10 protein-coding genes are annotated in these 16,441 nt (G+C 37.4%); 9 read left to right on the top strand and 1 reads right to left on the bottom strand.

Annotation, left to right across the window (positions count from 1 at the left end):
* Positions 1-46: 46 nt before the first annotated feature.
* The 6 genes from RCP16_RS21940 (at position 47) to galU (RCP16_RS21965) (ending at position 10,391) form a co-directional block, all read left to right on the top strand.
* Positions 47-1,138: a S1C family serine protease gene (locus tag RCP16_RS21940; protein WP_069328506.1), complete on the top strand. Its 1,092-nt coding sequence runs from the start codon at positions 47-49 to the stop codon at positions 1,136-1,138.
* A 96-nt stretch (positions 1,139-1,234) separates the two neighbouring features.
* Positions 1,235-3,157, top strand: a complete 1,923-nt coding sequence (locus RCP16_RS21945) for a stalk domain-containing protein (protein WP_308641343.1) — start codon at positions 1,235-1,237, stop codon at positions 3,155-3,157.
* 238 nt (positions 3,158-3,395) lie between these two features.
* Positions 3,396-5,909, top strand: coding sequence for a U32 family peptidase (locus RCP16_RS21950; RefSeq protein ID WP_308641344.1), 2,514 nt, complete (start codon positions 3,396-3,398; stop codon positions 5,907-5,909).
* A gap of 338 nt (positions 5,910-6,247) precedes the next feature.
* Positions 6,248-8,455, top strand: coding sequence for a bifunctional alpha,alpha-trehalose-phosphate synthase (UDP-forming)/trehalose-phosphatase (locus tag RCP16_RS21955; protein ID WP_308641345.1), 2,208 nt, complete (start codon positions 6,248-6,250; stop codon positions 8,453-8,455).
* Between the two features lie 47 nt (positions 8,456-8,502).
* The gene (gene galU / locus RCP16_RS21960; protein ID WP_069328502.1) at positions 8,503-9,387 is read left to right on the top strand and encodes a UTP--glucose-1-phosphate uridylyltransferase GalU; all 885 of its coding nucleotides are present in this window, start codon (positions 8,503-8,505) and stop codon (positions 9,385-9,387) included.
* A 110-nt stretch (positions 9,388-9,497) separates the two neighbouring features.
* Positions 9,498-10,391: a UTP--glucose-1-phosphate uridylyltransferase GalU gene (galU, locus tag RCP16_RS21965; protein WP_308641346.1), complete on the top strand. Its 894-nt coding sequence runs from the start codon at positions 9,498-9,500 to the stop codon at positions 10,389-10,391.
* A gap of 34 nt (positions 10,392-10,425) precedes the next feature.
* Here the strand turns inward: galU (RCP16_RS21965) and RCP16_RS21970 are convergent, their stop codons facing one another.
* On the bottom strand, positions 10,426-12,897 hold the full coding sequence (locus RCP16_RS21970; protein WP_308641347.1) for an O-antigen ligase family protein: 2,472 nt from the start codon (positions 12,895-12,897) through the stop codon (positions 10,426-10,428).
* Positions 12,898-13,007: 110 nt separating this feature from the next.
* On the opposite strand from RCP16_RS21970, the gene RCP16_RS21975 reads away from it, so the two are divergent.
* Genes RCP16_RS21975 through RCP16_RS21985 form a run of 3 tightly spaced genes read left to right on the top strand, consistent with a single transcriptional unit; the run spans position 13,008 to position 16,424 of the window.
* The gene (locus RCP16_RS21975; protein WP_308641348.1) at positions 13,008-13,787 is read left to right on the top strand and encodes an ABC transporter permease; all 780 of its coding nucleotides are present in this window, start codon (positions 13,008-13,010) and stop codon (positions 13,785-13,787) included.
* Complete coding sequence (locus RCP16_RS21980; RefSeq protein WP_308641349.1) at positions 13,777-14,970, top strand: ABC transporter ATP-binding protein; 1,194 nt, start codon at positions 13,777-13,779, stop codon at positions 14,968-14,970. The genes RCP16_RS21975 and RCP16_RS21980 overlap by 11 nt, the downstream gene beginning before the upstream one ends.
* A gap of 5 nt (positions 14,971-14,975) precedes the next feature.
* Positions 14,976-16,424, top strand: coding sequence for a class I SAM-dependent methyltransferase (locus RCP16_RS21985; RefSeq protein ID WP_308641350.1), 1,449 nt, complete (start codon positions 14,976-14,978; stop codon positions 16,422-16,424).
* The last annotated feature ends 17 nt before the right edge of the window (positions 16,425-16,441 follow it).

The raw sequence follows: 16,441 nt of genomic DNA on the forward strand, positions 1-16,441 counted from the left end.
ACATGATGATTTTACAGGAACGTATACGCAACTATAGAAAGGCTGGATGAATTTGAAATTATTCCGATCCAAATTACCTGCACTTGTATTATTAACTTCTGTGTTGATGTTACCGGCACAACCATCGGTATGGGCATCGGATACAAGCGACGCTTCAAGTTATACATATTCATCTCCTAAGTATGCAGCTTCTACCACAAGTAATATTTCCAAAATTATTGCACGTATCTCTCCTTCTGTTGTCGGTATTGTAGGCACAGCCAGTGCGGAAGCGATTGCTGCTGAAGGCGGTTCAGGAGACGAAGAACCCGGCGGAACAGGTATTGCTTTCGGTTCAGGCGTTATCATTTCATCAGATGGATGGATTGTAACCAATGCCCATGTGATCGATAGTATGGAACCTGGAGCTAAAGTTATTACATCGGAAGCCAAAGGAAATAGCAAAACGTATTTGGTTAAAGAAATTTATAGCGATACGGTAAGTGATCTAGCCATTATCAAAATCAATGCTACATCACTAAAAGTTGCTTCTTTTGTGTCTAGTAAAGAACAACCTGTTGTCGGCGAGCAAGTAGTAGCGATTGGAACACCGTTGTCTCTTTCACTACGCAATTCAGCAACATCCGGAATTATTAGCGGGGTTAATCGTGCAGTTGATGCTTCGTACAAATTGCTTCAAACGGATGCAGCAATCAATCCGGGAAATAGCGGCGGTCCTTTAGTGAATATGGATGGTAAAGTGATCGGGATCAACACTATGAAATATGAAGCATTGGGCGTAGACAATCTTGGATTTACGATCCCAGCAGATACCGTTCAATATATTATTGGACAGTTATTCAAATACGGAGAAGTTCATCGGGCTTCGCTGGGGCTAGATTTTGAAGAAAGTGAAGATGCTCTTAGCGGTATGCCTACAGACGATGCATTGACTGTAGGAAAAGTGAACTCGACGATTGCTAGCAAAGCAGGGATCAAAAAAGGCGATATTCTCTACAGTGTAAATGGTAAAAAAGTACACACTGTTGTCGATTTGAACGAAATTCTCAAATCTTATGTACCCGGACAAAAGGTCAAACTTGTGATGCAATCGAATGGTGATATCGTGAATCGTCAAGTGAAATTAAGTAAAGAATAAGATACTTTTAGATCTAATAGTACCATTCAAAAAGTAAAGATCAGACATCGCTGTTGGAATTTCCAGCAAGCTTGGATACAGAAATGAGGAGCTTGAATGAGTAAGTGGTTGCGGATTACCGCTTCAAGTCTACTGGCTATTGTGCTCGTGTTGACCACCATGTATGCAACAACAGGAACAGCATCGGCAGCAGCACTATTGGAATTGAAGATCAAAAAAGGCAGTACATCTGCAACGATCAATGGTCAAAAGCAAACGATCGTCAAACCTTACGAAAGTAATGGAATCACGATGGTGCAATTAGGTCTATTCACACGTGCATTCAAAGCACAAGTGAAGTTGCAAGAAAATGATTCAATCAAGTTGATGTATGGCAAACGTACGCTTTCGATGACAATCGGTAGCAAAAAAGCCTATCTCAATGGTTCTACATTTACATTGGATGCAGCTCCTGTGATGAAGTCAGGTATCTTAATGGTTCCTGTTCGCTCTGTAGCCAAAAGTATCGGTGCTAAGTTCAAAGTAGTATCCGGTCAAATGATTATCACGGTAGCTCCAGCCACAACAGATAGTGGTACAGATAAATCTACACATGTCGGTAAAACGAAAATAGGCAGTAGTAAATATCAATGGTCGATAAACTATCCAAGTGATCTGACGAACCTTGGTTTACAGGACGGCAAAAATGCAGCATTTATGGACAATGAAGCCAAATACTATCTGCAAATTTTTGTAGATCCTGAGATCGCCATGGTAGGTCAAGGTAGTGAGAGTGATCTACAAGATTTATTAGATGAATTGGTTTCTTCTGCTCAAGATGCTGGAGAAATGATCGTCGATCAAAAAGTAGTCAATAGCAGTAAAGGCAACTATGCTTATATTACTTCTAAAGATTCAGATGGCATTTTGTCTCAAACTCGTGTGTATACAGGGAATGGACATGTTTATTATGTGATGTATGCTGATTCAGAAGCTACCAGTTACAAAGACTTTACTAAAGCCAAAGTAACTTCATTATTAAATTCGTTCAAAACGTCATTCAATAGTGCTGACAAAGCAATGGAAGATCTTGCTAGTAAAGAAGAAGATACAGGCACAGGCAAAACGTTAGAAGCTAGTGAATATGGTGTTTATATGGAACTTCCGGCTGATTTTGAAGCTAGTGAGAGCAGTGTAGATGCTTCTGCAAAAGATGGATCTTACGTTGCTGTTAATGTTTATAGCGCACCAGCAGGGAGTACGCTAGCAGAATGGTTACAGAAGATTCAAGGCTGGTTTGCAGATAATTTCAATAGCGATGCTTACCGTAACTTGGGTAGCGAGCAAAAAGAAATTGCAGGACAGACTGCGACTGTGAATAAGTTAGAATATACATTTGGTGATACATGGATGACTGAATATGAAGTCTTATTCCAAAAAGACGGATATCGTTATTATATGGAATACAGTACGCCATCCGATAAAGCATCGAAAGATGCTGATTTCCAGGTAATGATCGATTCGTTGGAAATTGATTTCCCTACACTGGAAGAGAACTTTGGTTCATTACCTGTTGACTACTATTCACAAGATCGTAGCAAAGTAGCGACACATACATCGGAAGCGAATCATTACAGTGTGCAAGTTCCTCGTCATTGGACAAGCACAGACAATGATTACGAATCTTCTTATGTGTATTTCTCTCATACCGGTGGATCTTTCAATATTTCGACCAAGACAACCAGTTCTTTGGAAAAAGCAGTCACTCAATGGAAAGCGACATTTGAGGGTTCAGGTGATAATAATGTATATGGTGTAGAACTATCTGAAGGCACGTCAACAACGTTTGCAGGTGTTCCTGCTTATACCTTTACAGCTAATTATCCAGATGCTACTCATCCATATACAGGCACGTATACGATATTTACCAAAGGGAAAATGACGTATATCTTAGGTGATGAAGTAAACAATACTAACAATACACCTGTGCATCAAGCAGATTTAGCTAAAGTCTTAGCTTCTTTTCAATTAACCTCTTAAAATATGTAAGCAAGAATAGAGCTACCTTAACGGGTAGCTTTTTTCTTATGAATAAATGTGAAAAAAGATCATGATTTTCATTGAAAATTCAAGCAATAAGGTAGATAGACGCTCTTAGGTCTGTTACACTGAAATTAGAATAAATTTAAATCATATGATCTGTTGATAACAACGATGATGATAACTATTAAAAAAGTATTGCCAGAACTAAGGCAATCTAGGAGGATATAAATTCTACATGAGTGATACAGGGTTACGAAGAGAAGACGTGGAGCTTTTAGCACCTGCGGGTGACTGGGACTGCATGCGGGCGGCGGTAGCCAATGGGGCAGACGCAGTCTTTTTTGGCGTGGAGAAGTTCAATGCACGGGCGCGGGCGAATAATTTCCGAATGGATGAGTTGCCTGAGATTATGTCTTTTTTGCATAGTTATGGAGTCAAAGGGTTTTTAACCTTTAATATACTGGTATTTGAAAATGAATTAGCCGATGCGCGTGAATTGATTGACGCTTGCGTAGTGGCAGGTGTGGATGCAGTTATCGTACAGGATTTGGGATTGGTTAAAATGATCCGTGAAATTTCACCGGATTTCCCGATTCATGGTTCGACGCAGATGACAATTACATCACCAGAAGCGGTTGAATTTACGAAGCCATTTGATATCGAACGTGTCGTTCTAGGACGTGAAAATAACCTTAAACAAATCAAAAAAATTGGTGAGCAAGCACGTCTGCCGATGGAAGTATTTGTTCATGGAGCACTATGTGTATCTTACTCCGGTCAGTGTCTAACTTCTGAAATGTGGGGTGGACGTTCAGCAAACCGTGGCGAATGTGCACAAGCTTGTCGTTTGCCATACGATCTAATGGTTGATGGCACGCAGAAGATTATGGGAGATGTAACGTATTTGCTTTCTCCTAAAGATCTGGCAGCTATCGATATTATGGCTGAACTGATCGAAGCAGGAGTAACTTCTTTCAAAATTGAAGGCCGTCTCAAAACACCTGAATATGTAGCCAACGTTGTGAGTAAATACCGTAAAGCGATCGATCGCTATTTTGAAGGTGATCGGGATTCGATTACACGTGAAGATATTCGTGAATTGGAACAAAGCTTTTCCCGTGGATTCACTCATGGTTTCTTAGATGGAACGAACAATAAGAAGTTAGTAGACGGTACATTCCCGAAAAGCCGTGGTGTTTATATGGGACGTGTCGAGCAAGTCTTGCGTGATGGCGTAGTCTGTCGCTTAGAAGCTCCGCTTAAACGTGGAGATGGTATCGTATTTGATGCTGGAGATCCTACGCAAAAAGAGCAGGGTGGACGCGTCTATGATCTACGTCGTAAAGGCGTAAAAATCGAAGGCGAAGCTGATGAGACATGGATGGTCGATATTGTTCCAGGACGTAACGATGTCAATCTACATCGTGTACATGTAGGCGATAAAGTTTGGAAAACCAACGATCCTGCACTGGATAAACGGATGAGACAAAGTTTTGATACTGAGAAGCCTTACCGTGTATTCCCTGTTCATGTCAAAGCTGTTGGTCATGTAGGTCAGCCTTTAGTAACATGGTGGACTGATGTACAAAAAGGAGTCACAGTACGTGTCGACTCTGAAATGGAACTGGAGATTGCTGCTAAGCGTCCGATGACTTCTGAATTATTGGAAGAACAATTCGGTCGTTTGGGAGGAACTGTGTTCCAATTGGATCAATTAGAAGTTCAATTGCATGGCGATATTATTATCCCGATGCGTGAGCTTAACAATATTCGTCGTCAGGCGGTAGAACAACTTGCAGGAGAGCGTCCGAAGCCTCCGGTATATATTCAACGTGATATCGAAGTCTACAGCGATGCTGTGGCGGCATCTGCACCTGTACAAGGAACGGCTGCTACATTAACAGCATTATGTCGTAGTGTAGAGCAAGTCGAAGCAGCACTACAAGCTGGAATCGAAATGATCTATGCAGACTTTGAATTTATCAAGCAATTTCCAGCAGCTGTGGCAGCTGTACGTGCAGCTGGCAAAAAAATTGCTTTAGCTACACCTCGTATTCATATGCCTGGTGAAAATGGATATCATGCGAATATTTTGCGTTTACAACCCGATGCGGTATTGGTGCGTAATACAGGAGCATTATATTACTATTTAAGCCGTCGTCAGACACACCCAGAAGAGAACCATCCTGAATTGATCGGCGATTTCTCATTGAATGTAGCCAATCACAAAACAGTGGATCTATTCTTAGAAGCAGGTGTAGACCGGATTACCCCTTCATACGATTTGAATATTCAACAAATGGTTGATTTATTAAGTCGCACGAAGACTTCTCAATTAGAAGTGGTTATTCATCAACATATGCCGATGTTCCATACAGAGCATTGTGTATACTGTACGTTCTTGAGTGAAGGGACAGACTATACCAACTGTGGTCGTCCTTGTGAAGAGAAACGTGTTTCGTTGCAAGACCGCATTGGGATGTCTCATCCTGTACGTGTAGATGAAGGATGTCGGAATACCGTTTATAATGCGATCGAGCAATCAGGTGCAGAATATCTAAGTGACTTCTTGAACTTGGGCGTACCTAGTTATCGCATTGAGTTTTTGGAAGAAACGCCAGAGCAAGTGATAGAAGTCATCGAATTGTACACCAAAGCATTACGTGGTGAAATCAACGGGACTCAAGTATGGCGTACGCTAAAAGCAACCAACCAATTAGGCGTAACCCGCGGACAATTGGTCAAATAATTATAAAAAATACAGATTCAATCTTAAGAGAATGCCTCGTGCATTCTCTTTTTTTATATTCGATAAAGTGTCTATTTAGAGACAAATTCAGGACGTAGAGCATCCTTTTTGTAGTGATTATTTTTCCAGATAGGGAGCGGATGAAAAGGTTCTCATGGTGTTGGGTCGCTAAGAATGTTGAGTCGTACATATCAATTAAGGGTAATTTGCATAAGCAATGACTTTACTGCCGGTGAAGTCAAATGAAAGAAATTGTCTTGTTATTCAGGCGATTTACACATAGTAAAGAGTAAACCAATCACATAACTATTCAATTATTGTTTAGGAGAGGGGATTCAATGAGTAAAATTATTTTTGTATCCAACCGTTTACCTGTAACTGTAAAAAAAAGTGAAACAGAGATTGAATATAGTAAGAGTATAGGTGGACTAGCTACAGGTCTTAAAAGCTACCACGAACAATCGGATAGTCTATGGGCTGGATGGCCTGGTGTAGCTAAAGACGATCTTAACGAAGAAGAAACACAAACGATCAGTAATGAATTGCAAGAATCCTATAACTGTTTGCCTATCTTTTTGTCTGAACAAGAAATAGAGCAATATTATCATGGATTCTGTAACGAAACGATCTGGCCGTTATTCCACTATTTCAACGACAAAGCGGAATACACAACAGATACATGGGATGCTTATAAAAATGTCAATCAAAAGTTTTTTGATGCGTTAGAACCTGAGATTGGACCAAATGATACAATCTGGATACATGATTATCAATTGATGTTACTTCCACAGATGATCAGAGAAAAATATCCCGATACTCAAATTGGGTTTTTTCTGCATATTCCATTCCCTTCTTTCGAAATTTATCGCTTGCTCATTTGGCGTGAAGAGATTTTACAAGGATTGCTTGGTGCAAATCTGATCGGATTCCATACTTATGATTATGTACGTCACTTTTTAAGTAGTGTACGTAGACTTTTAGGCAAAGAACATAATTTGTACAAAATCAATGGAGAAACACATACCACTCAAGTCGATGCCTTCCCAATGGGAATTGACTATGATTATTTTGCAGCACCGACTCAATCCCAAAACTTGTCTTCGGAAGCGCAAGAATTTATCGAAAGTACGAAGAGTGTACAAAATATTATCTCGGTCGATCGCTTAGATTACACTAAAGGGATTCCAGATCGTATTAAAGCGTTCAAACAATTTTTGGCGCAATACCCGGAATATCATGAAAAAGTACGCTTAAACCTTATCGTAGCCCCTTCTCGCGTCGGTGTAGAAGCTTACGATTCACTTAAACGTGAAATCGAAGAGTTGGTTAGTGAGGTTAATGGTAAATACGGTACACTCAGTTGGATGCCTGTATGGTTCTTTTTCCGTACATTTACGCAAGATGATCTGATTGCTTTCTACCGTAACAGTGATGTGTTATTAGTAACTCCTCTACGGGATGGAATGAATCTAGTAGCGAAAGAGTATATTGCTTCTCGCACAGACTACAAAGGTATGATCGTTCTTAGTGAAACAGCAGGAGCGGCTAGTGAACTAGGTGAAGGTGTTATTGTAAATCCGAATGATTATGGTGAGATCGCTGCCGGTATCAAAACAGCATTAGATATGCCAGATCATGAGAAAATCGAACGCAACAAAATGTTACATGTTCGCCTTTCCCGTTATAATGTGAAATTCTGGGCAGATGAATTCCTAGAAGCCCTTAAAAATACAACAGAAGAACAGACACCGACTCGTCCACTTCTGAATCTTAAATCTGGATATTCAGATATGGAAAAAGTATATAGTGATTCTGAAAAACGTCTACTATTCTTAGATTACGATGGTACACTGGTAGGATTTAAGCCGACTCCAGAACAAGCGAAGCCAGACGAAGAATTGAAGCAGTTGCTTGCTGGTCTGTGTGCAGATCCTCGTAATACCGTAGTTATTATTACAGGACGAGATCGTTTTGTAATGGAAAAATGGTTAGGCGATTTGGATCTTCATATTATTGCTTCTCATGGATTATGGTTCCGTAAGCCAGGAGCAGACGAAGATTGGATGATGACCGTTAACGTAGACAACGATTGGAAAGATACGATTCGTCATATTTTAGAGAAATATACAGATCGTACGCCAGGTTCGTTGATTGAAGAAAAAGAATACTCGTTAGCATGGCATTACAGACAGTGCGAACCTGATATGATCGGACTCAAACGCGATGAGCTGAAAGAAGCATTATTGTCGATTACGAATTCGATGACTATCGGTGTACTCGAAGGTAATAAAGTGCTAGAAGTGAAAGATAACCGTATTAACAAAGGTCATGGAGCACATTTATTGCTACGTGATCAGGAATATGACTTTATTTTAGGTGTAGGCGATGATACAACCGATGAAGATTTGTTCTCAGCGCTTCCTAAAGATTCATATTCGGTTAAAATTGGAACAGGTAACACACATGCCAATTATCGTTTGAAATCAGTCAAAGATATGCGCTTATTGCTTAAACGATTAGTGACACAGAATAAACAAGAAGTATAATATATAATCTATAGATGCAAAACAGCATAGAAAAAGGAGTTTGAATCATGAAAATTCGTAAAGCGATTATCCCAGCGGCAGGACTAGGGACACGTTTCTTACCTGCAACCAAAGCAATGCCTAAAGAAATGTTACCGATCGTAGATAAACCAACGATCCAATACATTATTGAAGAAGCTGTAGCTTCGGGTATCGAAGATATTATTATCGTTACCGGTAAAGGCAAGCGTGCGATCGAAGATCATTTCGATTATTCGTTTGAATTGGAACAGAATTTAGAAGAAAAAGAAAAGTGGAAATTACTTGATGCTGTACGTGAGTCTTCAGAGATGGCAGATATTCACTATATTCGTCAAAAAGAACCGAAAGGTTTGGGACATGCCATCTGGTGTGCTCGTAAATTTATCGGGGATGAGCCGTTTGCAGTGCTTCTAGGCGATGATATTGTAGAATCCGATGTTCCTTGCCTGAAGCAGATGATGGATGTCTACGAGAAGCATGAGTCTTCTGTAGTCGGTGTGAAAGAAGTACCATGGGAACATGTATCTCGTTATGGACTTGTTGATGCTGAACCGACAACCGAATCAGATCGTTTGTACAAAACAAACGGACTGGTAGAGAAACCACCACGTGAAGAAGCACCTTCTAACCTGGCAATTATGGGTCGTTACATTTTGACTCCAGAAATCTTTGATATTTTAGGTAATCAAGATGCAGGTGCAGGTGGAGAAATCCAGTTAACGGATGCGATTTCCAAATTGGGTGAACAGCAAGATATCTTTGCTTATCAATTCGAAGGATTACGCCATGATGTTGGTGAGAAAAGTGGATTTGTTCAAACAACGATCCATTATGCATTACAGCATCCTGAACTACGTGAATCTACATTAGAATATTTGCATGAAATTATGGCAAAAGAAGAAAATAAATAATAAACAAAAGACTTTCTCTACTAAAGAGAAAGTCTTTTGTTTTGTATATTGGTTTATATAAGGGGAATGAAGTATATTATATCTAATCATAGATATAGAGGAGAATTACATTGAAAATCCGTAAAGCGATTATTCCAGCAGCAGGACTAGGAACACGTTTTTTACCTGCAACCAAAGCGATGCCCAAAGAAATGTTACCGATTGTAGATAAACCAACCATTCAATATATTATCGAAGAAGCTGTAGCTTCGGGTATCGAAGATATTATTATCGTTACCGGTAAAGGCAAGCGTGCCATCGAAGATCATTTCGATTCTTCATTTGAATTAGAATATAATCTAGCAGAAAAAGAGAAGTGGGCATTACTTGAGGCTGTACGTAAGCCTTCTGAAATGGCAGATATTCATTATATTCGTCAAAAAGAACCCAAAGGCTTAGGCCATGCGATCTGGTGTGCTCGTAAATTTATCGGCAATGAACCTTTTGCTGTTTTACTTGGAGACGATATTGTGGAGTCTAATACACCTTGCTTGAAGCAGATGATGGATGTCTATGAAGAGTACGAATCATCTGTTGTAGGTGTCAAAGAAGTACCATGGGAACATGTATCTCGTTATGGCATTGTCGATTCTTCACCTTTGTCAGATCGCTTGTATCAAGCTAAAGGGTTGGTTGAAAAGCCAGCCAGAGAAGATGCTCCTTCTAATCTTGCGATCATGGGAAGATATATTTTAACGCCAGAGATTTTTAATATTTTAGGCGAACAACAAGTTGGCGTAGGTGGAGAAATTCAGCTGACAGATGCCATTTCTCAATTGGCATTAAAAGAAAGAATTCTAGCTTATCAATTTGAAGGATTACGTCATGATGTTGGTGAGAAAAGCGGTTTTGTCCAAACAACGATTCATTATGCCTTACAGCATCCTGAGTTGCGAGAAGAAACCCTGCGTTACTTAAAAGCCATATTCCTTCAAGAAGAACAAAAAAAGACTTTCTCTAATTAAGAGAAAGTCTTTTTTATTCAAATCAAAACTACTATTATTTACCGCTATAATCCGTATTTGCAATCGTATTAATTTGTTCTTTTTCTTTTGCATCTATTTTGATTAACTTATCATAGATGGCTTGATCATTTTGTTTGTCCTTTTTCAAAGCAGCTAGATAATAACGAGCAACTTCACGATTGGTTTGATCATTCAGATCGTCAGCTAATCCTAATTTGAATGTGGATGCTGCATCAGCTGTTTTACCTTGCATTAATTGAATTTTACCAATATTCAAAGCAATTGTAGGTGTAACAGCAAAAGCACGACCTTGTAACTGTCCTGTAGGTAATGTTTTCAAGTACTCTACACCAGCTTGTACTTCTTTATAAGCGTTTAGACCGGCATTGAAATATTTCTCTTGAGCAGCCGTATCTTTTTTCTCATAAGCTTGATTACCCAGTGCATAAGCTTGAGTGATTACACCCTCATACCACTCAATATCCCATTTGTATTTCGGAATACTGTTTACAAGTAGATCAAAAGCTACATCTGATTTCCCACCCAATTGGTAAGCGGTGACTAATTGTTTCACAATATTTTTATTAAATGGTTCTTTTTCCTGTGCTTTATTAAGAAGAGCAATATCTTCGTTGTAATATTGTTCATCTTTAGTCTGTTGTAATACCTGAGTCAATAAGGAACCCATAAATACAACTGCATCAGGGAATGTACTACGTATAGCAAGTGCTTTATCGAGTGGAGCACGAATACCCTCATAGCTTGGACTTGCCACTTGAGAAGCTTTCTGAGCATCCATAACATCTCCAGAAGCGACTGAGAAGCGAAGTGAAGTAAAAGCAACGATAATCGCAACGACACCGATCAAAGATACATAGATCCCCCGAATCATACCAGCAGGAGCTTTCAATCGTTTGAGTGGCGTTAAATCCATTGCCGAAGCCATACCACCTAGACCTAGAAAGACTAAAATGCTCATATAAGCATAACTTAAGTTAAAATCAAGCAAACTATGCATTAAGATCGATACAACGATAATAAAGTAAATAAAGTGAGATTCTTTACCGGCACGATCTGTTTTGAAATAACCACGAATATATTTGTAGAAAATAAACCCAACAAACAAGATAAAGATAATAAAACCAATCACACCAACTTCAACTAAATACTGAACGAAGAAGTTATGTGCTTGACGGCTGACATACGGGTTATTCTGGTACGCTTCATAAGAAGCACCCCAAGCTCCGCCACCTGCGCCGAACAATGGATAATCACGTAATAATTTCATAGCATCACGATAAAAAGTAAAACGTTCTAGTACACTACTTTGCTGGAAGTTAATATTCTCAAAACGCACACGAATATTAGCTGGCAATAGATTACGCAGATTCGTCGCAATTAGTAAAACAAGCATAAGGATACCGAGTAGAGCAGAACCAATAGGAATCCATAGACTTGCTCCACGACGTGCTGTCCATCCTTCTACACCGACTTCAAGCTTAGGTGCAATGTAGCGTCCAACAAGCATAATCAGTACGCCTGCGATTAAGGAAGCGATTAATAGATAAGCCCAACCTTTAGCAGCAACAGCCCCATCATACTTAGCGATCACTTGTAGTCCAATAGCTGTTACTGGATTCAAAATGACTGCTGTTGCAATACCTGCAATTACCAGATTAATAAACCATAGTATCTGTTGAGCAGGGCGAAGTAATAGAAGTAAAATAAGTAATACAAATGGTAAAACAACTAAACCACCACGAGAAAGAGTAAGAATTAAAGCTAAAATAACAGGAACTAACATAAATCCGTGAATCAACTGGTCATACCATGTTCTAAGGCGACTGGCATTAAACAGCCCCGCAAACATAATAGCCATCAAGAAAGCTGCATATGTATTCGCATATTGGAATACAGAAGTTAAACGCCAACCGTTGGAATCTTGCATGATAGCATCAGTGTAGACGCCGTTAGTTACTCCATTAGAGAACCAGGATACTAAGTGCCCACCTAGATAACCTTGACCGAACCAACTGATATATCCAAAGAAGACAATAAGATAAGCTGAACCCATCAATGTAATCTGAATAATCTTATTGGAGACACGATCACGTAACAGATAGATGCCAATTACAAAAATAAATGCGTACATCCATTGAATTAGCACCATATTTACGGCATAATGCCAAGAGGCAGCCGAAAACATAGAGATCATATACGAGAGAGGAAGCAAAATGATTAATAATGCGACCATATCACGTTGATCATTCAATTGGACCTTTTTGTTGAACTGAATAAGTCCTAGAATCATAAGGATACATACCAACATGATTGCCCAAAAGAGCGGCTTCTCAAAACTTATGCCTAGACCATTAAATAATGCAATTTGAAACGGGGCCCATAATAAAAACAAAATCATACAGATATTAAGGACCCAAAACATACTTCCACGTTTTTCGTCCTCGGTGGACGCTTTAAAATGTTTGCCGTATACTGGATTAGCCAATGTTTTAAACTCCTTTTTTTTGCTTTTATTATTTTATCATATTCAGTTTGATGCTTCTACCAAAGAAAATCTAGGATATACTTATTATTAAGACAGGAGTGTTAGTTGAAATGAAATCTCAATATTATTATTTATTGAAACAATTAGTGAAACGGGATATTGCTTCAAGATATAAAGGATCTTTTTTAGGTATAATGTGGTCGTTTATTATTCCTGTATTAATGCTAGTTGTCTATACATTTGTATTTAGTGTCGTATTTAAAGGTCGTTGGAGTGCACAATCAGATAATCATCTAGAGTTTGCTATGATTATATTTTCAGGTATTACAGTGTTCAACTTTTTTTCAGAAGTCATCAACCGTTCTCCTTCTTTAATTATTGGAAATAGTAACTATGTGAAGAAAATTGTTTTTCCATTAGAGTTACTGTCAGTCTCTGCCATATTAACGGCAATGGTACATGCAGCGATTAGTTTTGCAATATTACTTATGGGTTTAATTTTCTTTGGTCAAGGTATACATTATACAATAATCTTTTTACCGCTAGTTCTATTACCAATTGTGCTTATTACATTGGGCGCAAGCTGGTTCTTATCATCACTAGGTGTATATATACGAGATATTAATCATATTATTGGTGTAATGACAAGTGCATTAATGTTTTTAAGTCCTATCTTTTATTCTGTAGATTCTGTACCAGAAAAATTAAAGGGTCTTTATGATCTTAATCCTTTAAGTCATACCGTAGAGGATATGCGAAACATTATTATTTGGGGACGTGTTCCTGATTTTTCTTGGATAATAATAGGCACTGTTATTGGAATAATTACTTCAATCTTAGGATATTATTGGTTTAAAAAGACAAGAGGTGGATTCGCTGATGTATTATAATAATAGTTCGATTTCAGTACAAAATATTTCAAAAGTGTATAAAATGTATAACAGTCCTCAAGATAGACTAAAACAATTCATATTTAAAAATCGTGCATATCATAAAGAGTTCTCAGCTTTGAAAAATGTATCTTTTGAAGTGAAAAATGGAAAAACAGTAGGTATTATTGGTAAAAATGGTTCTGGTAAAAGCACACTTTTACAAATTATAACGGGTACACTTAAGCCATCTTCTGGTACTTTAAATATAAAAGGCCGAATAGCTGCACTTTTAGAGTTAGGTAGTGGCTTTAACCCTGAGTTTACGGGTAGAGAAAATGTATATTTAAATGGTAGTATCATGGGTCTGACTAGAAAAGAAATGAATGAACGGATGCAGACAATAGAGGATTTTGCTGAAATAGGAGAATTTATTGATCAACCTGTAAAATTATACTCTTCAGGTATGTACGTAAGGTTAGCATTCGCATGTGCAGTTAATGTAGACCCTGACATTCTTATCGTAGATGAAGCATTGGCTGTTGGAGATATGCAATTTCAATTGAAATGTATGGATAAAATGAGGAAGTTTAAAGAAAGTGGTAAAACGATTTTATTTGTTAGTCATGATACGTATTCTGTAAAAAACTTTTGCGATGAAGTAGTTTGGCTAAAAGATGGTGAAGTATATCGGCAAGGTGATGTACTAGCAATTACTAATGAATACGAAGACTTTATGAAATCCAAAATTGTTGAAGACACATCTGTTGAGGAACAACAAGAAAAAGATATGACGTTAACGATTGATAGCGTTAATGTTAAAAATAGTGAAAATGTTAAAACTAAAGATATTTATTTTGGAGAAAATTTAAAAATTGAAGTGAATTATACAATCCATAAAAAAATTGATCATCTAATCGGGGGAATTGCTATTATTGATCAACGCGATACTTACGTTTGTGGATTAAATACTAAGTTAGATGAATTTTCAATCAATGATACTTTAGGATCTCATCAATTGATATGTAATTATGAGAATTTAAGTCTTTTACCTGGCACATATCATATAGATGCTGGGTTTTTCGAAAAGTCTGGTTTGGCACGGTATGCTTATAAAAATAAAGTGGCTTCTTTTTCTGTTCATTCTGATCAATATATAGCTGAGGGAATTTCTTATTTAAAACATACTTGGGAAATGAGGTAGCAGATATGAAATACGATCTTGAACTGGATATTAATATCAATACTTCCCATGCTTTAATGTTGCAACGTATAAAAAAAAGATCGCGCGTCTTAGAGTTCGGTTCAGCTTCTGGTTATATGACACGTTATTTAAAAGAAGAGTTGGAATGTGAAGTGACCTGTGTCGAAATCGATAAAGAAGCTGCTCAAAAAGCAGAAGTTTATGCTCATCTTATGATAGTAGCCGACCTTGAAATGTTAGAAAATTGGGTCGGTAAATTAGAAGGTAAGTATGATTATATTCTTTTTGCAGATGTACTGGAACATTTAAGAAATCCGAAAAAAGTTCTAGAAACAGCAGTAAGTTTTTTAGAAACGGACGGGATAGTCATGACATCCGTCCCTAACATTTCACATAATGCAATTATTATGGAGCTTTTACATGGTAAATTTGATTATCAACCAACAGGTTTACTAGATGATACACATGTACATTTTTTTACACGTAAAAGTGTATTTGAAATGTTAGAATCATGTGATCTAAAGGTTGTAGAGTGGCTTAGTACTATGCGTAAACCAGATAGTACAGAGTTTGAACAATCTTACGATCATTTCCCTATAGCATTATCAAATTATTTAAAATCAAGAAAAGACGGGGATGTTTATCAATATATAACAATATCTCAAAAGACTGAATCAGTTAGTGTTGAGCAAGTCGTAAACTATGACGAGGAAAATAATGGTAACTATCTCGATATGGATCATTGCCAAGTCTATTTAGAACAGCAAGGAGAATATAAAGAAGAACATTCTTTGCTTCATTCCATAAAAATGGATAATCAATATAAAACATATACATTTTTAATACCTTCTGAACATGAAGGTAATATTAGAATCGATCCGTGTAATGATATGGCTATTATTGATATAAAAAGTATACGCCTTTTAAAGAATGATGGAAATGTCTATTTTGAGAGCAACCCTCAAAATGATTTTTCCGGAATTACTGAACTTAATCATTTATATAAGTTTGATAAGTCAGCTGTGCTAACAGTACTGAGTCTAAATCAAGATCCTAACCTTATACTTAAGGAAATAGGAAATACTTATAAGAATGAATTGAAACTTGAAATTGAAATGAAAATGACTAACAATATGGAATATATTTTAAACGTTTTAACAGAAAAAATTAATAATGCTAAACAAGAGGTAAATGTTAACAAAAAGATCATTGTGGAAAAAGAAAATGTTATTTCTATAAATCAACTTACTATTAAAGAACTTGAGAAAAATATTATTGATTTCGAAGTTGAAATCTCTAGAAAAAAAATAGATCTGGAGAACTTGGAAGAAAAATATAAATTAATAGAAAAAAAATATAATTTAACTGAAAAAACATTAAATGAACTATTGAATTCTAAATCTTGGCGCTTAACGGCTATTTTCCGTAAGCTTTTTAGTAATTTAAAATCATAAATAAGGAGTATCAATTT

It is taken from the genome of Paenibacillus nuruki (assembly GCF_963311185.1).
GTDB lineage: Bacteria > Bacillota > Bacilli > Paenibacillales > Paenibacillaceae > Saccharibacillus > Saccharibacillus nuruki.